Source organism: Sphingomonas albertensis, from assembly GCF_014358075.1.
Lineage (GTDB): Bacteria > Pseudomonadota > Alphaproteobacteria > Sphingomonadales > Sphingomonadaceae > Sphingomonas > Sphingomonas albertensis.
Genome location: NZ_JACONT010000002.1, coordinates 106,058 through 123,914, shown reverse-complemented (window position 1 = coordinate 123,914; position 17,857 = coordinate 106,058). Strand labels below are relative to the sequence as shown.

Below are 17,857 nucleotides of genomic sequence, written 5' to 3'. Positions count from 1 at the left end.
GGATGGTGCAAACGACTAGCCGAACGGGCGGTCGATCGAGGGTTGAGGTTCGGTGAACCAGGCGGCGCCTGTTTCGGTGACGTGGAAGTGATCCTCCAGGCGGATGCCGAAGCGGTCGGGGACGACGATCATCGGCTCGTTCGAGAAGCACATGCCGGGCGCCAGTGGCGTGCGGTCGCCGCGGACCAGATAGGCGGGTTCGTGGATCGACAGGCCGATGCCGTGGCCGGTGCGGTGCGGCAGGCCGGGGAGGCGGTAGTCGGGTCCCAGCCCGGCCTTTTCCAGAACGACGCGGGCGGCGGCGTCGATCGTTTCGCAGGGTATGCCGGGCTGGACTGCGGCAAACGCGGCAGCTTGCGCTTCGTGTTCGATGTCCCAGGTCGCGCGGGCCTCGTCGCCGACCTGGCCGAACGCGTAGGTCCGCGTGATGTCGGAATGATAGCCCTCGACCTGGCAGCCGGTGTCGATCAGCACGAGCTGATCCTCCTCGAGCAGCTGGTCGCCGGGGAGGCCGTGCGGAAAGGCGGTCGCGCGGCCGAACTGGACGGCGCAGAAATACGAGCCCGAGGAGCCGATCGCGCGGTGTGCTTCGTCGATGAAGCGGATCACCGCGCTGGCCGCGATGCCGGGGTGGAGGATGCGCGCCGCACGGCGCTGGACTTCGAGCGTCATCGCCTTGGCTTGGCGTAGCAGCGCGATCTCCGCCGGGCTCTTTATCATCCGGCAAGCGTCGATCACCGAAGCGCCATCGCCGAGTTCGAGACCCGTGGCGGCAAGTCCGGTCGCCATGCCGTACGGAAGCTGCGGGTCGAGCAGCAGCTTCCGTACGGCAACGGCCACCAGCGCATACGGACTCTCGTCCTCCTCCCAGAGGCGGAGGTCGGCGTCGATCTCGACCGCCGCCTCCAGCGAGCCCTGTTCGAAGCGCGGGCAGATCAGGATGGGCTGGCCCTTTACCGGGAGCAACAGCGCGACGAGGCGCTCGGTCGCGCCCCACGGGATGCCCGCGAAATAGCGCAGGCTCGCCCCCGCACCGATCAGCAGCGCGTCGGCGCCCGCCGCCTCGGTCAGCGCGCGCGCCTTATCGAGCCGCGCGGTGCGCTCGGCCAGCGTAATCCGCGGCGCACGGTCCTCCCAGGGGACGATGGTCGCGAGTTCGTCGGCTATCGAAGATCCGCCGATGGTCATGCGTGAGGTCCTTTTCTACCAAAGCGGTCGAGGTCGAACGGCGCGAGCGGTATGGCGGGGGTCTCGCCCGCGAGCATCGCCGCGACGAGCGTCGCCGTCACCGGCGCGAGCGTCAGCCCGAGATGTTGATGGCCAAACGCATAGGCCAGATTGGCGTGGCGCGTCGAGCGGCCGATCGCGGGGAGATAGTCGGGCAGCGTCGGCCGCGCGCCCATCCAGCGTTCGAACGGCCCCTCGATCGGCAGGCCGAGCGATCGGACGTGATGCTCCAGCCGGTCCCATTTGCGCGGATCGGGCGGGCCGTCGGGATCGCCGAGTTCGACGAAACTCGCCGCCTGGACGCAATCGGCATAGCGCGTGACGATCATCGAGCAGTCCTCGAACACGATCGGGGGCAGGTCGGCGGGCCAGCCATCGGCGCGCGCGCGGATATGATAGCCGCGCTCGGCAATCATCGGCACGCGGTAGCCGAGCGGTTCGAGCAGATCGCGGGACCGGACCCCGGCGGTCACCAGCACCTGATCGACATCGTGCCCGGCTACGACGATCCGTCCGCCGCCGTCGATCAGGTGCACGCCTCCGTGGACGATCCGCCCGCCGCGCGCCTCGACCGCGGCTTCGAGTGTCGTCGCGAGCTGGCGGAGATCGGCGATCTGGCCGCTGCCGGTAAAGCGGATCGCACCGCCGACCGGATCGGCGAGAAAGCCTAGCCGGCGCAGCAGTTCGGGCTCGGCATCGACGATCCGCGCCGTTCCGATCGCTGTTCGCGACCAGCGCTGCCGGCCGGTCTTTGCGCTCGCGGCCGAATCCCAGACCAGGATATGGCCCTCCTCGCGCAACAGACCCGGTGCGTCGATCGCCGCGACCAGATCGCGCCACGCTGGCATCGCGCCGGCCAACAACGGCGTCAGCGCAGCCGTTCCCGCCGCGAACCTCGCCGGTGTCGACGCCGCGACCAGCCGTGCGGCAAACGGCAGCCAGCGTCGCGCCATCGACGGTGGCAACCCGAGCACCCCGCCCGCGCTGAACAGGCGATTCGGCACGGATTTAAGCACGCTTGGCGACGCAAGCGGCTCGACCTGCTCGACTGCGATGTGGCCGGCATTGCCCCAGGATGCGGCGTTGTAATCGGCGTCGCGTTCGAACACACTCACGCCATATCCGCGATCGAGCAGAGCGACGGCGCAGCACAAGCCGACCACGCCGCCGCCGACTATCCCGATCGTGGGCTTGACCGTTTCCAACCCATTTCTCCTGTTGCACCGCATCAATCGATTTCGTATACGGTATATATATTGAAACGCAGGAAGGTCGATACCGAATGTCTGTCGAGTGGAAGGGTGTATTTCCGGCCGTAACGACTCAGATCCGCGAGGATATGACGGTCGATCTCGCCGATACGCAACGTGTCGTCGACGACCTGATCCGCGACGGCGTGACCGGAGTGATCGCGCTCGGCACGGTCGGCGAGAACAACTCGTTCGAGTATGAGGAAAAGGTCGAGGTACTGACCGCGATCGTCGAGGCGGTCGACGGCCGCGTGCCGGTCATCACCGGTGTATCGGAGTACGACACGCGCCGTGCGGTGCGGTATGCGCAGGCGGCGGAGAAGGTCGGTGCGGATGGTCTGATGCTGTTGCCGCCGATGGTCTATGTGCCGAAGCCGCATGAACTCGTCGCGCATTTCAAGGGCGTGGCGACCGCGGTCGGCCTGCCGATCATGCTGTATAACAACCCGCCGGCCTATCGCACGCTGATCGACAACGACGTGCTCGCCGCATTGGTCGACGTCGCGAACATCGTCGCGGTGAAGGAGTCCGCGCCCGACACGCGGCGCTTCACCGACGTAAAGACCGCGTTTGGCGATCGCTACGTGCTGTTCGCCGGGCTCGACGACGTCGCGCTCGAAGGGCTGTACCTGGGTGCGCAGGGCTGGGTCTCGGGGCTTACCAATGCATTCCCGCGGGAATCGGTCGAGCTGGTCAATGCGTTCGCGCGCGGCGATCATGCCAAGGCGATGGAGATCTATCGCTGGTTCATGCCGCTGCTTCATCTCGATGCCGAGCATGACCTGGTCCAGTCGATCAAGCTGGCCGAGCAGGTCATGGGGCGTGGCTCCGAGCGCGTCCTGCCGCCACGCTATCCGCTGATCGGCGAACGCCGTGCCGAGGTGATCGCGATGGTCGAGAAGGCTGCGGCGACGCGCCCAACTCTCTCGAACTGATGCGGCACACCTTCTTCTGCATCGACGGCCACACCGCCGGCAATCCGGTCCGCCTCGTCGCGGGCGGGGCGCCGTTGCTGAAGGGCGCGTCGATGTCGGAGCGGCGGCAGGACTTCCTGACCCGGTTCGACTGGATCCGCACCGGGCTTTGCTTCGAACCGCGCGGGCACGACATGATGTCGGGCGGGTTCCTCTACCCGCCGACGCGCGACGACACCGATATCGGCATCCTGTTCATCGAGACGAGTGGCTGCCTGCCGATGTGCGGGCACGGCACGATCGGGATGGTGACGTTCGGGCTCGAACACGGGCTGATCCAGCCGGCCGTATCGGGCCAATTGCGGATCGAGGTGCCCGCGGGTGTGATCGACGTGGCGTACGAGACTGACGGCGCGAAGGTAACGTCGGTACGGATCACCAACGTGCCAGCGTATGTCGCGGCCCGTGGGATCGAGGTTGATGTCGAGGGGATCGGTCCGCTCAGCATCGACGTCGCCTATGGCGGCAATTACTACGCGATCGTCGAGCCGCAGGGGCGCTATACCGGGCTCGACGACCTCGGTGCCGCAGAGATCATCGCGCTCAGCGGCCGCGTTCGCGAGGCGGTGCGGGCACAGTTCGAGCCGGTCCATCCGCTCGACCCGACGATCCGCGGCGTCAGCCACGTGCTGTGGGCGGATGTGCCACGCGGAGACGGCGCCGATGGTCGCAACGCGGTGTTCTATGGCGACAAGGCGATCGATCGCAGTCCGTGTGGCACCGGTACGTCGGCACGGCTCGCGCATCTTGCGGACAAGGGCCGGCTCGCGGTTGGCGACCGCTTCGTCCACGAGAGCTATATCGGCAGCCGCTTCATCGGCCGCGTCGAAGCCGGCACGACGCTGGGCGATACCCCTGCGATCATCCCGTCGATCGAAGGATCGGCGATCGCTACCGGGTTCAATACGATCTGGATCGATCGCGACGATCGTTTCTGGAACGGATTTCAAGTTTCATGAGCCATTTCTCATGAAGTGTGGGCTATGCCGGTGCAGCAATTCTGCCCCGGGAGCCAACCGTCTATGAGTATCGTCGTCCGCACGCTGTCCGAGCAGGTGTTCGAGATCGTTCGCGAACAGATCGTCACGGGCAAGCTCGCCGGGCATAGCGCGATCCGACAGGATGCGCTCGCGACCGAACTGGGGGTCAGCAAGATCCCTCTGCGCGAGGCACTGGCGCGGTTGGAGCAGGAGGGCCTGCTGACCAGCCACGCCAACCGCGGCTATTCGGTCCAGCCGATGTCGGCGGACGAAGCGGACGACATCTTCGCGCTCCGCCTGAGCATCGAGCCGCAGGCCGCGGCCTATGCCTCGACCGTCGCCAACGACGCGGATAGGGCGACCGCGATCCTCGCCTTCGAGGAACTCGACAGTGCGGCGAGCGAGCGGCTCGCCGAAGTCGCGATCCGCAACCGCGTGTTCCACACCGCGCTGGTCCGGCCGGGCCGCCGCCTGCTGACCACGCAGATGGTCGAGCGGCTGGCGATCCTCGCCGAGCGCTACGTCGTCGCGCATCTGCGGCCGGCGGGGCGCGAGGACCGCGCACATCTGGAGCACCGCCAGATGCTCGGCGCGTGGCTCGCGCGCGACGACGATCGCATGCTGACGCTGCTGACCAGCCATATTCAATCGACGCTGACCGATCTGCGCTTCCAGTTCGCATCAGCGCGCGAATAACGATCATATCACCGGGGATGGGCAATGTTTGGACCGCGTAAATCGTTCGAATCGTCTGCCCATGGCCAGGAACACAGCCTCGCCAAGACGCTGAGCTGGCCGCATCTGATCGCGCTCGGGGTGGGGGCGATCGTCGGCACCGGGATCTATACCTTGGTCGGCGTCGGTGCCGAGCGGGCAGGGCCGGGGGTGATCCTCGCCTTCGTGATCTGCGGCGTGATCTGCGCGTGCGCAGCGCTCGCCTATACCGAACTCGCGACGCTGATCCCGGCAGCGGGCAGCGCCTATACCTTCAGCTATACGGCCCTTGGCGAGGGTATCGCCTGGGTGGTCGGCTGGAGCCTGATCCTCGAATATTCGCTGGCGTGCTCGACCGTCGCGGTCGGCTGGTCGGGCTATCTGGTCGGCTGGATCGAGGCGGCGGGGATCCATTTGCCGCATGCATTGCTGGTCGGCCCGCATGGGGGTGGCCTCGTCAACATGCCCGCAGTGCTTGTGTCGCTCGCGGTGATGGGGATGCTGATCCTCGGCACGCGGCAGAGCGCGACGCTCAACATCGTGCTGGTGCTGATCAAGCTGGTCGCGCTGACGGTCTTCGTGATCTACGCCGCGCCCGCGTTCAAGGCCGACAACCTCCACCCGTTCATGCCGTACGGCTTCGGCTCGACCGAGATCGGCGGGCACAAGCGCGGCGTGATGGCGGCGGCGGCGATCGTGTTCTTCGCCTTCTACGGCTTCGACGCGGTGGCGACGTCGGCGGAGGAGACCAAGAATCCCAAGCGCGACCTGACGATCGGGATCGTCGGGTCGATGCTGGTCTGCACGGTGATCTACATGGCGGTGGCGGTCAGCGCGATCGGCGCGCTGCCGTTCACGCAGCTCGCCAATTCGCCCGAGCCGCTCGCGCTGGTGTTGCGCCAGTTGAGCCAGCCGTTTGCGGCGCAGGTGATCGCGCTGGCGGCGGTGATCGCGCTGCCGTCGGTGATCCTGGTGATGATGTATGGGCAGAGCCGGATCTTCTTCGTGATGGCGCGCGACGGCCTGTTGCCACGGCGCCTCGCGAAGGTAAGCAAGCGGACCGGATCGCCGACGCTGATCACGCTGCTGACGGGCCTGTCGATCGCGGCGGTCGCGGGCTTCTTCCGGCTCGACGAGATCGCCGAACTCGCCAATGCGGGCACGTTGATCGCGTTCATCTCGGTCGGCGTGTGCCTGGTGGTCCTGCGCCGCACCGCGCCGCAGCTGCCCCGCCTGTTCCGCTGCCCCGCGGCGTACGTCGTCGGTACGGTGACGGTGCTCGGCTGCCTGTACCTGCTCGCGAGCCTGCCGACGTCGACGCTCGTGCGCTTCGTGATCTGGAATGCCGCCGGGCTGGCGCTCTACTTCGCTTATGGTCGGCGGAAGAGTGCCGTGGGGCTTGCCGAGGCGTAAGGATACTCAGGTCTGGGACGCGGGCGTTTCACCCCCGGCGTTGCGTGCGCGGAAGAGTTTACCGCCTTCGACGGCGTACACGACCGCCAGGACGCCCAGGCCGATCGCGAGATAGCCGATCGCCAGGGGATAGGTGGTTCCGTTATAGGATTGCCCGATCAGCGATCCGACGATAACCGCGCCGACGCTGGTGATGAAACCCTGGATCGACGAGGCGGTCCCCGCAATGTGGCCTACCGGCTCCATCGCCATCGCGCCGAAATTCGAACCGCACAGGCCGATGCAGGTCATGCTCAGCGCCTGGAACAGCATGTAGGTCCAGAGCGATTCCAGCCCCGTCGCGATCACGCCGATATGCAGCACCGACAGGCCGATCAGCGCGAGTACCGCGGCTTGCGAGATCAGTCGCGTCCCCAGGCGCTCGACCAGCCGGCTGTTGGCGAACGATGCGCACCCCATCGAAAAGGCGCAGACCGCGAACAGGATGGTGAAGCGCTCGCCGGCATGAAACTGGTCGACGAAGATCTGCTGGGCCGACGATACGAAGGCGATGATGCCGCCGAAGGTCATCGAGGCGGCGACCGCATAGCCCGCCGAGAACCGGTTCGTCAGCGTCAGCGTATAGGCATGGCGAAGCGCACCAAGCGACAAGGGCGTCCGGCGATCGACCGGCAGCGTTTCGCCGAGCCGGCTGGCGGACCATGCGAGCACCAGCGCCGCAAATCCGGCCAGGGCATAAAAGATGAAGCGCCACGGACCGATCGCCAGCAAGACCTGCCCGAGGCTGGGGGCCATGATCGGCACGAGGAAGAAGATCATCTGCGCGACCGATAGCGTGCGCGCCATCTGGCGCCCCGAATAGCGGTCGCGAACGATCGCGACCGCGAGCACGCGCGTGGAGGCTGACATCAGCCCCTGGAGAACCCGCGCGCCGAGCAATGCGGCGAAGGTCTGCGATCCGGCGGCGAAGATGCTGGCTGCGACGAAACCGGCGAGCGTGAGCAGCAGGATCGGCTTACGCCCGTACCGATCCGCCAATGGACCGTAGACGAGCTGGCCGGCGCCGAACCCGAGCATGTACGCGGTGATGATCCATTGCCGGTGGTTGGCGGTGGCGATGCCGAGCTGATGGCCGATATCCGCGAGCGCCGGCAGCATCAGGTCGACGCCGAGCGCGTTGACCGCCATCAACGCCGCGACGAAGGCGACGAATTCGCCGGGTTTCATCGAGGGGGCGGGAGTTTTGTCGGTCATCGGGTGGGCCTAGGTCGCAAATGTCGGGAAGGCCATGTGAATGACGTATCGCGAGCATAGGTTCCGGGTAGGGGTTCCGGCTGGCGGGTCCGGTGCGCGGGTCGATCGCCACCGCAGCCCATCGCTCGACCGTTGCCGAGGCAGCGCGCGCCTACCGAAGCGGGAGCGTCATGCCTAGTAACTGACGAGTCGCCCTGAGCGCGGTCTCGAACGGTGCCTGCGTGCGGACGATCTTGACCATCACGCTGGCGCCGAGCCACAGGTGATAGAGCGATGCGGCGAGTTCGGCCGGGGGCTCGGTAACGCAGAGCGAGCGGTCCGCCACGCCGGCCTCGATCGCCTGGGTCATGCGCGTTACGATGCCGGTCGTCCCGGCCTTCAGGGCTAGGCGCATCGGCTCGGATAGATCGGCGACTTCGGCACCGAGCTTTACGGCCAGGCAGCGTCCTTGGCAGTCGAACGCTCCCTGGGTCTCTCGCCACGCCGCGAAATACAGCATCAGCCGCTCCGCCGCAGTCAGGCCCGGTCTGGCGAACAGCACGTCCATGTCACCGTGATAGTCCTCGAAATAGGCCAAGAGCATGGCCTCGCCGAACGCGTCCTTCGAGGCGAAATAATGGTAGAAGGATCCCTTCGGGACGCCCGCGTCCTTCAGGATCTCGGTGAGGCCGACGGCGGAGAAGCCCTTGCGGCTCATGATCCGCTGGCCCGTCGCCAGGATCGTCGACCGAGAATCGGGTTCGGGTGCTGCTGGCGGCATGACCTTTCCTTATCAATGCGTAGACCGATCGTCTAGTGATGTTAGGCATGTAGGTAGCGGCTGTCGGTGATGGCGCCCTCATGCTGTGGATGTGCAGACCACAACGCCCAATATTTTCACTAGACGACCGGTCTAGTGATGCCTAAGTGTCATCCATCGGCGTTACTCGGCGAGGCGACGCTGCTCCCATCGACCCAACGTTGGCGGAGGCATTCGCGACCGTTTCCCTGGTTTGCCCGGTTCTTGGCCGCTCCAAGATATGGAAGGACATCGCATGAAGATCCTGATGATACTCACGTCGCACGACACGCTCGGCGACACCGGCCGCAAGACGGGCTTCTGGCTCGAGGAGCTCGCCGCGCCCTATTACATCTTCAAGGACGCCGGCGCGGAGATCACGTTGGCTTCGCCCAAGGGCGGGCAGCCGCCGCTTGATCCCAAGAGCAACGAGCCCGACAGCCAGACCGACGATACGCGCCGTTTCGAGGCGGATGGCGAGGCCAAGGCGGCGTTGGCGAGCACCGTGAAACTCGCGGACGTCTCGGCGACCGACTTCGACACCGTGTTCTACCCCGGTGGGCACGGTCCGCTCTGGGACCTGGCCGAGGACGCCATTTCGATCGACCTCATCGAAACCACGCTGGCGGCCAGCAAGCCGGTAGCGCTCGTCTGCCACGCGCCGGGCGTCCTGCGTCACGTGAAGACCGCCGACGGACGGCCGCTGGTCGAGGGCAAGAAAGTGACGGGGTTCGCCAATTCGGAAGAAGACGCGGTCGGCTTGACCGACGTGGTGCCGTTCCTCGTCGAGGACGAACTGACGGCCAAGGGTGGCGTCTATTCGCGCGGCCCCGACTGGGGATCGTATGTGGTGCGGGACGGGTTGCTCATCACCGGGCAGAACCCCGGCTCGTCCGCCGCCGCCGCACGGGCGCTGCTGGACGCGCTGGCCGCCTGATCGCCCCGCGGTAGATCCTGTCGGCATCCCGCGGATCGGGGATGCCGACAGGGCGCGCGGTCAGACCGCGATGATCGCCGCGTCGGCGTCCCCGGCCAGCAGCAGGTGGAGCAGGCCTGGCGCCGGGCGGGCGATCGCGTGGATGCCCAGTGCTTCCAGCGCGGGTGTCGAGGCGCGGTCGACATCCTTCAGGCGAATCCGCAGCCGGGTGCCGTGCTGGCTTGCCGCCTCCAGGTTGTCCGCGCCGCCGAGTGCGGCGACGGTGGCGGGGGTGAGCCGGATGTCGTTGGTTGCGACCGGTGCCGGCTCTGCGGTTGGGGGGGCGGCGGGTGTCGCCTCGCTCGGCGCTGCGATCGCGTCGCGAATCTCGACCGCGACCGAGTCCGCGATCGGACCGAGGACGATCTGGAGCGCGTTGGCGGACGGGCGGATCAGGCCGCGTGCGCCGAGCGCCTTGAGACGGGCCTCGTCGACGCGTTTCTGGTTCACGACGATCAGCCGCAACCGGGTCGTGCAGGCGCCGACGCTGGTGAGGTTGGCGGCGCCGCCGAGCGCTTCGGCAAACGCTGCACCGCGTTCGCTCTTGGCGACCGTTGCCGCTGCCACTGGAGCGTCGCGCTCGCGGCCCGGCGTCGGGAGGTCGAGGCGTTTGATGACGGTGCGGAACAGGACGTAATAAATCGCGGCGTAGGCGAGGCCGATCGGGAGCAGCAGCAGCGGCTTGGTCGCCTTGCCGTAGTTCAGCACGTAATCGAACAGCCCGGCGGAAAAGCCGAAGCCGAGTTTCACGCCGAGTGCATCCATCAACGCCATCGACACGCCGGTCAGCACCGCGTGGATCGCGTAGAGCACGGGTGCGAGGAACATGAAGCTGAACTCGATCGGCTCGGTCACGCCGGTCAGCATCGAGGTGAGCGCGAGGCTGAGCAGCATGCCGCCGACTGCTTTCCGGCGTTCGGGCAGCGCGGCGTGGTACATCGCCAGACACGCGGCGGGCAGGCCGAACATCATCACCGGGAAGAACCCGGCCATGAAACTGCCCGCAGTCGGATCGCCTGCGAAGAAGCGTCGGAGGTCTCCCGTGGTGCCCTGGTAATCGCCGGCGACGAACCAGACGATGTTGTTGAGCAGATGGTGCAGCCCGGTGACGAGCAGCAGGCGGTTGAGCAGGCCGAACGCGAACAGGCCGAACCCGCCGGCGCCGCTGATTCCGTAGCTGAGGCCGTCGATGCCGGTGCTGAGCGCGCCGAAGCCGAGGCCGACGACGATGCCGAGCACGAGGCCCGCGACGCCGCTGACGATCGGGACGAACCGGCGTCCACCGAAGAAGGCGAGATATTCGGGGAGCGCGATCGCCGAGAAGCGGTTGTAGAAACTGCCGCCGATTAGCCCGGAGAGGATACCGATCGGTACGTCGAGGCGGGCGATCGCCTTGGCCTTCCACGCGGCGGTGGCGAGTGCGATCGTGTCGCCGGTCAGGCCTTTCAACGCGTCGGCGGGGACGGTCATCAAGGCTTGCGCGCCTTGGGTGGTGACGAGGTAGCAGACCACGCCGGCTAGACACGCAGCACCGTTGCCGTCGCGGGCGAAACCGGTGGCGACGCCGATCGCGAAGAGCAGGCCGAGGTGCGAGAAGATCGCGTCGCCGGCCGCGCTGAGCACCGCGATGTCGAGCAGGTCGGGCTGGCCAAGACGGAGCAAAAGCCCGGCGACGGGGAGCACCGCGATCGGCAGCATGAGCGCGCGGCCGAGCGGCTGGAGGGCTTCGAGCACGGACTTCATGGGCGGAAACTCCGGGCGAGCGTTCGCACGTCCGCGGCTGAAATACAGTTCATCGCCGCCGCGGCATGGGCGCGACAGGCGTCGATCGTGAGCGTCGCGACCACCGCCTTGATCTCGGGGACGAGCGCGGGCGCCGACGAGAGTTCGGTGACGCCGAGGCCGATCAGGATCGGCACCGCGAGCGGATCGGAGGCAAGGCCCCCACACACGCCGGTCCATTTGCCGTGGACCGCGCCACCTTCGCAGGTACGTGCGATCAGGCGCAGCACGGCGGGGTGGAGCCCGTCGAGGTCGCTGGCGACCGCCGGATTGCCGCGGTCCATGGCCAGTGCGTATTGCGTCAGGTCGTTGGTGCCGATCGACAGGAAATCGGCCTCGCTGGCGAGCAGGTCGGCGGTGATCGCGGCGGCGGGGGTCTCGATCATGATGCCGAGCGCGACGTGCTCTGTGTGCCCGATCGCGGCGGCAGCGGCGTCTAGCGCGGCGCGGACGGCGCGGAGTTCGGCGAGGCTTGCGATCATCGGGACCATGATGCGGCACTGGCCGGCGGGGCGGACCGTGAGGATCGCGCGCAGCTGGGCGTCGAGCATCTCGGGGTGCGCGAGCCCGACGCGGATGCCGCGCAAGCCTAGCGCCGGGTTCTCTTCCGCGGCGATCGGGAGGTAGGGCGCGGGCTTGTCGCCGCCGATGTCGAGCAGGCGGACGATCAGCGGGCGACCGTCGAGCGTGTCGGCGATGCGCTGGTAGTCGGCGGTCTGTTCGTCGACGCTGGGCGCGCTGTCGCGTTCGAGGAACAGGAATTCGGTGCGGAGCAGGCCGCAGCCCTCGGCGCCGTTGCGGACGGCCGCGTCGGCATCGTCGGCCGAGCCGAGATTGGCGAAGGCTTCGATGCGGACGCCGTCCTGCGTGCGGCATTCGCGCGCGGCGTTGGCGAGCGCGGCGCGGCGGCGTTCGGTCTGCGCGTCGAACGCGGTTTGCGCGGTCGCCTGCGTTTCGGCATCGGGCGCGACGTGGAGCAGGCCTGCGCCGGCGTCGAGGATCAGCGGCGTTCCCGCGGTGATCTCGGCGAGCGCAGGACCTACCGCGACGAGGGCGGGGAGCCCGATCGTCGCGGCGAGGATCGCGACGTGCGAGGTCGGTCCGCCGCGCTCGACGCAGAAGCCGACGATCGACGCGGTGTCGAGGCCGAGCAGGTGCGAGGGGAGCAGGTCGTCGGCCAGCAGGATTGTACCGGGTGGGAAGGTGAGGCGTTCGTCGAGGTCTTCGCCGGCGAGGGCGCGCAGGACCTGGCGTTCGAGATCGAGCATGTCGTCGGCGCGCTCCGCGAGGCGCGCGTCGCCGGTCGCTTTGAGCGCATCGGCTTGGGCGCGGATCGCGGTGCGCCACGCGTAGGCGGCGCTGTCGCCTTGCGCGATCGCGGCGTGTGCGGCGTCGGTCAGGGTCGGGTCGTCGAGCAGGGCGGTATGCGCGGTGAGGATCGCGCGTTCGGCGCCGATGGCGGTGGCGGATTTGGTGGCGAGGCGGTCTGTGACCGTGGCGAGTGCGGCGTCGAGTGCGGTCCGTTCGGCGGTCGCGCCGGAGCCTTCGCGGGTCACGGCGATCTCGGCGAGGCGGAAGAGTCCGGCCTGGCCGATCGCGATTCCGGGGGAGGCGGTGACGCCGGGGAGGCGGCCATCGGCGGGGAGGGTCAGAACCTTCGCGCTTGCAGCGCCCCGTTCCCCCGCGGAGGCGGGGGGCCAGGACCCAGCAGCGCCATCGTTCGTGGTTCCTGGGCCCCCGCCTTCGCGGGGGAACACGGAAGTGGACGGTGCTGCTGTCGGGGGCGTGGGGGCACCAGACCCGGCCTTCTCGCCCATGCCGCCAAGGATCAGGTCGCCGATCGCAGCGAGCGCATCGGCGGCGTCTGGACCGGTGGCTGCGAGCGTGATCTCGTCGCCGAGTTTTAACCCCAGCGCCATTAGCGCGACGGGACTGCGGACGTTGCCGTCACGCTCGTCCTTGGAGATTTTGACCTCGGACGCGAACTTCCGCGCGGTCTCGCCGATGCGGGCGGCGGGGCGTGCATGGATGCCGTGGACCAGCGGCACGACGATCGTGCGGCGGACGGTGTCGCCTTCGACCACGGCCATGTCGGCTGCATCGACGCGGGGTTCGAGCGTCATCATCGCTTCGCCGACACCGACCAGTTTGTCGGTCTCGCGGCGGACGATCGTGAAGCGTTCGGGGTTGGTGACGATCACCGGCGTGATGACCGCGCGCGCCTCGCAGACCAGCAGGTCGAGGTCGAAGCGGATCAGCGGGTCGAGCCGCTGGACGCTCGCGCCCTCGGCCACGCAGGGCGTGAACCCGCGGCCGCCGAGTGCCACCGTGTCGAGCCCGATATGCATCAGGATCTCGGCACCCTCGGGGGTGCGTAGCGTGATCGCGTGGCCGCTGGCATGGACGCTCAGCACGACCGCGTCGCACGGCGCATGGAGGCAATTGCCGGTCGGATCGACGGCGATCCCGTCGCCCATCATCCGTTCGGCGAAGACCGGGTCGGGAACCGCCTCGAGAGACGATGCCCAGCCCTGGAGGGGCGACGTCAGGATGATCGGATTCATGGCGTTACGTCCTGCCCGCGACCAGTTGGCCGCCGATCCAGGTGCCCGCGGGCATCAGGTCGGCGGTGAGGGCGACCCAGTCGGCGCGCAAGCCGGGGGCGAGCGCACCGCGCTCATGGCCGAGGCCGAGGAAGGCGGCGGGGTTGGTCGCCGCCATCGCCGCCGCGGTGGCGACGTCGGTATGAGTCCGCGCGACGAAATTGCGAACCGCGCCCGCCATGTCGAGATCGGAGCCGGCCAGCGTGCCGTCCTCGCCGAAACATTTGCCGTCCTCGACATGGATCAGGCGCCCCTGCAGGCGAAAATCCTTGTCGACCGCGCCGACCGACGGCATCGCGTCGCTGACCAGCATCAGCCGGTCATTTGGTCGTGCGTTGAGCGCGAGACGAAGCGCGGCGTCGTGGACGTGCAATCCATCGGCGATCAGTCCGCAATAGACGTGGCGATCGTCGAGCGCGGCGCCGACTACGCCCGGCGCGCGGTGGAGCAGCGGCGACATCGCGTTGAACAGATGCGTGATCCCGCTGAGGCCCGCGCCGACCGCATCGATGATCGTCTCATAGTCGGCGTCGGTATGGCCCGCGCTGACGATCACGCCGCCTGCGACCAGCCGCGCGATCGACGCCGCGTCGGTCAGCTCGGGGGCCAGCGTCACCATCACGCGGCCCTTGCGCGGACGGATCAGCAGTTCGATCATGGCATCGTCGAGCAGCCGGAACTTGGCCGGATCGTGAATGCCCTTGCGCGAGGGATTGATCCACGGGCCTTCGATGTGCGCACCGACCACACCGGGAACACCGGCGAGGATCGCCGCGTCCATCGCGTCGAGCGTCGCCTCGATCACCTCGGGCGTGTCGCTGATCAGCGTCGGCATGAATGCGGTCGTGCCATAGGGGACATGCGCGGCACCGATCGCGGCAATGCCCTCGACGGTCGGCTGGTCGTTGAGCAGGACGCCGCCGCCGCCGTTGACCTGCGTGTCGATGAACCCGGGGACGAGCCAGCCGCCGTCGAGGTCGATCGCCTCGGACGCGACCCGCTCGAGCGGGGTTATCAAGGCGATCCGGTCACCGACGACGCGGATCGTTGCGCCGTTCAGCAGGCCGTCGGGCGTGACGACGGTGCCGTTGACGACGTGAAACTGAGACTCGCTCATACCGTCTTCGTCACCTTGCAGAGGTGAAGCGGCGCGTCGGGGTTTAGCCCGCGACGCAGCGAGAGGGCATTGGCCATGCGGTAGAAGCTCTGGATCATGAGGATCGGTTCGATCGCGGGATGCGCGGTGTAGGCGGCGGGGACGGTGTCGCCATTCGCCTTCGCATCGGCGAGGCAGACGCGCGCGCCACGTGCCGCAAACTCGGCGGCAGCTTCGCGCACGCCATCGCCAGCGGCGTCGGAGGTGGCGAACGCGATCAGCGGGAAGCCGTCGTTGACGATCGCCATCGGCCCGTGGCGGACTTCGGCGGCGCTGAACGCCTCTGCATGGAGCGCGCAGGTCTCCTTGAGCTTCAACGCCGCTTCCTGCGCGATGCCGTAGCCATAGCCACGGCCGATCACGAACAGGTTGTTGGCGTCGGCGAGCGCATCGACCACCGACGTCCAGTTCGCACCGAATGCGAGCGTGAGCATGTCGGGAAGCGTGTCGATCGCCTTGGTCAGCGCGTCGTTCCGCGACCAGGCCGCGGTCAGGGCTGCGAACGCCGCGAGCGCGCAGATATAGGATTTGGTCGCCGCGACCGAGCGCTCCGGCCCGGCCTTCAGCGCGATCATCGTGTCGGCCATCTCGGCGAGCGGCGACGACTCGTCGTTGACGAACGCGACGACATGCGCGCCGGCGGTCTGATAGGCGGACACGGTGGCGAGCAGATCGGGGCTGCGGCCGCTCTGCGACACTGCGATCACCAGCGCGGTGCCGGGCGCCATCGGTCCGGCATAGACCGACGATACCGACGGCGCGGCCGAGGCGACGGGCACGCCGAGCAGCGTCTCGATCAGGTATTTGCCATAGGTCGCGGCATGATCCGAAGACCCGCGCGCGCACGTCACGACCACGGCCGGCGGCGCGGCGCGGAGGCGCTCGCCAAGTGCCGTCAGCGCGTCGCGGTTGGCGGCGAGCAACCGCGCAACGGCGTCGGCGGCTTCAGCGGCTTCGCTGTACATCAGCGTCTGCGGCGACGCGGTGGTCGCGGTGATAGTCTCGGTCACGGTATGCCCCCCGGCCGGCGCCCGTGCGCCGGCGTCAGATGTCGTTGAGTTCGGCGACGAGGTCGTACGCGTCGCCACGGTAATAGGATTGGGTGAATTCGGCGGCCCGGCCATCGCGCAGGAAGCCGCGGCGTTCGATGAACAGGCCGGCATGGCCTGCATCGACACCGAGCATCTTGGCATGCTCCGGGCTGAAATGGACCGCGCGCAGGCGTTGCAGCGCGCGGACCGGACGGTTGCCCGCCGTTTCGAGCGCTTCGTACAACGAGTCCTGGACGGCATCGATCGTCGGCAGGCAGTAGCCGGCGATCGTCGAGTATTCGAGCGCCATCGGCGTGTCGTCGGCGTAGCGGATGCGCTGGAACCGGTACACCGCCGAGCCTGGCGACAGCCCGAGCGACAGCGATTCCTCCGGCGTCACCATGCCGATCGTGCGGCTGACCCACGCGCTGCTCGGCGTGCGACCGCGCGACTGCATGTCCTCCGAAAAGGACGACAGCTTCGAGAAGCTCTTTTCGACGCGGGTGGCGACGAACGTCCCCGCGCCGCGGCGGCGGGTGAGCAGGCCTTCCTCGACCAGCCCGCCGATCGCTTTCCGCACGGTGATGCGCGACACGTCGTATTCTATCGCAAGATCGCGTTCGGCCGGGAGCGCGTCGTCCTTGGCCAGCACGTTGCGGTTGATCGCATCGCGGATCAACTGCTGAAGCTGGACGTACAACGGCGCGGGATTGCCATCCCGGAACCTGCCAATGCTCGTTGAAAAGGACATGAAGGCGACTTTCGATGATGCCGGAGCGGGCCTCGAAACGAGAATGACCCGGCAACCGATCTTGGATACGTTATGTATTGGTATTGTTCAAGCGACTTGACCGACTGTGTTGCAAAGTACGGCCTTGAGATTTCGTACGCGCGTCACATCGGTATGGCGGCGCGCGGCCGGAGCAAAGCCGAATTGGCGCTCCCGCGCAGCCGTTGCCGACGTGCCGTCCTCGTCGCTGGACACGACGAGACTGCCGCAGGACGCATGCACTTCGCCGATGCCCGTCGCGAGGATTTCGGAGACGTTGTCGGCATCAACGCCGCTGCCGGCGAGAATGACGATGCGGCCAGCGGCGCGACGATGCAGCGTGGCCAGCATGGCAAGCCCGTCGATCGCCTTGGGTTGGCCACCGGACGTCAGGACGCGATCGAACCCGAGCGCGATCGCGGCGTCGAGGGCGGCCGGCATGTCGTCACACAGGTCGATCGCGCGGTGCAGGGTCAGCGACAATGGCGTACCACGTGCCCTGCCCAAGGTGCGGCCATGCGCGACAAGCTCCGCGAGTAGGTCGGTGTCGAGGCTATGATCCTTGCGGCTCGCGCCGATCACGACGCCGGCCAGGCCTGAGTCGCTGGCGGCGGTGATGTCCGCGGCGATCATGGCCGCCTCGCGCGCGGTATAGTGGAAGCCACCTTCGCGGGGTCTGGCGAGCAGATGGACGGGGATCGGGATGGTCGTCGCGGCGGCGATCAGCGAGGGCGAGGGGGTCAGCCCACCGAGCGCCAGGGCGGCGCACAACTCGATCCGGTCGCCGCCGCCCGCGACGGCTGCGTCGAGCCCCGCGATATCGTCGACACAGATTTCGAGGGTCATCAGGCGGCCTTCAGCGAACAGTAATATTATTACGTTTGGCCGATCGAATCACGTGCTTCAATCCCCAAAAGCACCGGGGTCGGCAAGAAATGGTATTAGCGGCC

Annotated in this window: 15 protein-coding genes; 5 read left to right on the top strand and 10 right to left on the bottom strand. The window is 67.7% G+C overall.

The genetic code is table 11. The annotated features are described in order from the left end of the window. Nucleotides 1-15 precede the first annotated feature (15 nt). A complete protein-coding gene (locus H8S47_RS01690; protein ID WP_187502204.1) occupies nucleotides 16-1,188 on the bottom strand; it encodes a M24 family metallopeptidase in 1,173 nt (390 codons plus the stop codon). Beyond that, the gene (locus H8S47_RS01685) at nucleotides 1,185-2,432 is read right to left on the bottom strand and encodes an NAD(P)/FAD-dependent oxidoreductase (protein ID WP_235982542.1); all 1,248 of its coding nucleotides are present in this window, start codon (nucleotides 2,430-2,432) and stop codon (nucleotides 1,185-1,187) included. The genes H8S47_RS01690 and H8S47_RS01685 overlap by 4 nt, the downstream gene beginning before the upstream one ends. A 77-nt stretch (nucleotides 2,433-2,509) precedes the next feature. Here H8S47_RS01685 and H8S47_RS01680 point away from each other — a divergent pair, with 77 nt between their 5' ends. The 4 genes from H8S47_RS01680 (at nucleotide 2,510) to H8S47_RS01665 (ending at nucleotide 6,558) form a co-directional block, all read left to right on the top strand. Further along, nucleotides 2,510-3,412, top strand: coding sequence for a dihydrodipicolinate synthase family protein (locus H8S47_RS01680; protein WP_187502202.1), 903 nt, complete (start codon nucleotides 2,510-2,512; stop codon nucleotides 3,410-3,412). After that, on the top strand, nucleotides 3,412-4,410 hold the full coding sequence (locus H8S47_RS01675; protein WP_187502201.1) for a 4-hydroxyproline epimerase: 999 nt from the start codon (nucleotides 3,412-3,414) through the stop codon (nucleotides 4,408-4,410). Before H8S47_RS01680 ends, H8S47_RS01675 begins: the two co-directional genes overlap by 1 nt. 63 nt (nucleotides 4,411-4,473) lie before the next feature. Beyond that, entirely contained in the window at nucleotides 4,474-5,127 is a 654-nt protein-coding gene (locus H8S47_RS01670; protein WP_187502200.1) for a GntR family transcriptional regulator, read from the top strand. 24 nt (nucleotides 5,128-5,151) lie between these two features. Further along, nucleotides 5,152-6,558: an amino acid permease gene (locus tag H8S47_RS01665; protein WP_187502199.1), complete on the top strand. Its 1,407-nt coding sequence runs from the start codon at nucleotides 5,152-5,154 to the stop codon at nucleotides 6,556-6,558. Between the two features lie 6 nt (nucleotides 6,559-6,564). On the opposite strand, the gene H8S47_RS01660 is transcribed toward H8S47_RS01665, so the two are convergent. Both H8S47_RS01660 and H8S47_RS01655 read right to left on the bottom strand, forming a co-directional pair. Further along, complete coding sequence (locus H8S47_RS01660) at nucleotides 6,565-7,812, bottom strand: multidrug effflux MFS transporter (protein WP_398457228.1); 1,248 nt, start codon at nucleotides 7,810-7,812, stop codon at nucleotides 6,565-6,567. Nucleotides 7,813-7,963: 151 nt separating this feature from the next. Then, nucleotides 7,964-8,572 carry a TetR/AcrR family transcriptional regulator gene (locus tag H8S47_RS01655; protein WP_187502198.1) on the bottom strand — a complete coding sequence of 203 codons (609 nt, stop codon included), beginning with the start codon at nucleotides 8,570-8,572 and terminating at the stop codon, nucleotides 7,964-7,966. Between the two features lie 274 nt (nucleotides 8,573-8,846). Between H8S47_RS01655 and H8S47_RS01650 the strand changes: the two genes are divergently transcribed. Beyond that, a complete protein-coding gene (locus H8S47_RS01650) occupies nucleotides 8,847-9,527 on the top strand; it encodes a type 1 glutamine amidotransferase domain-containing protein (RefSeq protein ID WP_187502197.1) in 681 nt (226 codons plus the stop codon). A 60-nt stretch (nucleotides 9,528-9,587) separates the two neighbouring features. Here H8S47_RS01650 and nagE read toward each other — a convergent pair whose 3' ends face one another. From nagE to H8S47_RS01620, 6 genes are all read right to left on the bottom strand, one after another. Continuing rightward, nucleotides 9,588-11,309, bottom strand: coding sequence for an N-acetylglucosamine-specific PTS transporter subunit IIBC (gene nagE / locus H8S47_RS01645; protein WP_187502196.1), 1,722 nt, complete (start codon nucleotides 11,307-11,309; stop codon nucleotides 9,588-9,590). Continuing rightward, nucleotides 11,306-13,912, bottom strand: coding sequence for a phosphoenolpyruvate--protein phosphotransferase (ptsP, locus tag H8S47_RS01640; RefSeq protein ID WP_187502195.1), 2,607 nt, complete (start codon nucleotides 13,910-13,912; stop codon nucleotides 11,306-11,308). Before ptsP ends, nagE begins: the two co-directional genes overlap by 4 nt. A gap of 4 nt (nucleotides 13,913-13,916) precedes the next feature. Continuing rightward, nucleotides 13,917-15,068 carry an N-acetylglucosamine-6-phosphate deacetylase gene (gene nagA, locus H8S47_RS01635; protein ID WP_187502194.1) on the bottom strand — a complete coding sequence of 384 codons (1,152 nt, stop codon included), beginning with the start codon at nucleotides 15,066-15,068 and terminating at the stop codon, nucleotides 13,917-13,919. Then, a complete protein-coding gene (locus H8S47_RS01630; RefSeq protein WP_187502297.1) occupies nucleotides 15,065-16,072 on the bottom strand; it encodes an SIS domain-containing protein in 1,008 nt (335 codons plus the stop codon). The genes nagA and H8S47_RS01630 overlap by 4 nt, the downstream gene beginning before the upstream one ends. Nucleotides 16,073-16,151: 79 nt before the next feature. Continuing rightward, entirely contained in the window at nucleotides 16,152-16,889 is a 738-nt protein-coding gene (locus H8S47_RS01625) for a GntR family transcriptional regulator (RefSeq protein ID WP_132737137.1), read from the bottom strand. Nucleotides 16,890-16,976: 87 nt separating this feature from the next. Beyond that, complete coding sequence (locus H8S47_RS01620; RefSeq protein ID WP_187502193.1) at nucleotides 16,977-17,753, bottom strand: copper homeostasis protein CutC; 777 nt, start codon at nucleotides 17,751-17,753, stop codon at nucleotides 16,977-16,979. Between the last annotated feature and the right edge of the window lie 104 nt (nucleotides 17,754-17,857).

Coding starts and splice junctions, on each gene's coding strand:
- H8S47_RS01690 (WP_187502204.1), bottom strand. CDS start 1,188: ATGACCATCGGCGGATCTTCGATAGCCGACGAACTCGCGACCATCGTC.
- H8S47_RS01680 (WP_187502202.1), top strand. CDS start 2,510: ATGTCTGTCGAGTGGAAGGGTGTATTTCCGGCCGTAACGACTCAGATC.
- H8S47_RS01675 (WP_187502201.1), top strand. CDS start 3,412: ATGCGGCACACCTTCTTCTGCATCGACGGCCACACCGCCGGCAATCCG.
- H8S47_RS01670 (WP_187502200.1), top strand. CDS start 4,474: ATGAGTATCGTCGTCCGCACGCTGTCCGAGCAGGTGTTCGAGATCGTT.
- H8S47_RS01665 (WP_187502199.1), top strand. CDS start 5,152: ATGTTTGGACCGCGTAAATCGTTCGAATCGTCTGCCCATGGCCAGGAA.
- H8S47_RS01660 (WP_398457228.1), bottom strand. CDS start 7,812: ATGACCGACAAAACTCCCGCCCCCTCGATGAAACCCGGCGAATTCGTC.
- H8S47_RS01655 (WP_187502198.1), bottom strand. CDS start 8,572: ATGCCGCCAGCAGCACCCGAACCCGATTCTCGGTCGACGATCCTGGCG.
- H8S47_RS01650 (WP_187502197.1), top strand. CDS start 8,847: ATGAAGATCCTGATGATACTCACGTCGCACGACACGCTCGGCGACACC.
- nagE (WP_187502196.1), bottom strand. CDS start 11,309: ATGAAGTCCGTGCTCGAAGCCCTCCAGCCGCTCGGCCGCGCGCTCATG.
- ptsP (WP_187502195.1), bottom strand. CDS start 13,912: ATGAATCCGATCATCCTGACGTCGCCCCTCCAGGGCTGGGCATCGTCT.
- nagA (WP_187502194.1), bottom strand. CDS start 15,068: ATGAGCGAGTCTCAGTTTCACGTCGTCAACGGCACCGTCGTCACGCCC.
- H8S47_RS01630 (WP_187502297.1), bottom strand. CDS start 16,072: ATGTACAGCGAAGCCGCTGAAGCCGCCGACGCCGTTGCGCGGTTGCTC.
- H8S47_RS01625 (WP_132737137.1), bottom strand. CDS start 16,889: ATGTCCTTTTCAACGAGCATTGGCAGGTTCCGGGATGGCAATCCCGCG.
- H8S47_RS01620 (WP_187502193.1), bottom strand. CDS start 17,753: ATGACCCTCGAAATCTGTGTCGACGATATCGCGGGGCTCGACGCAGCC.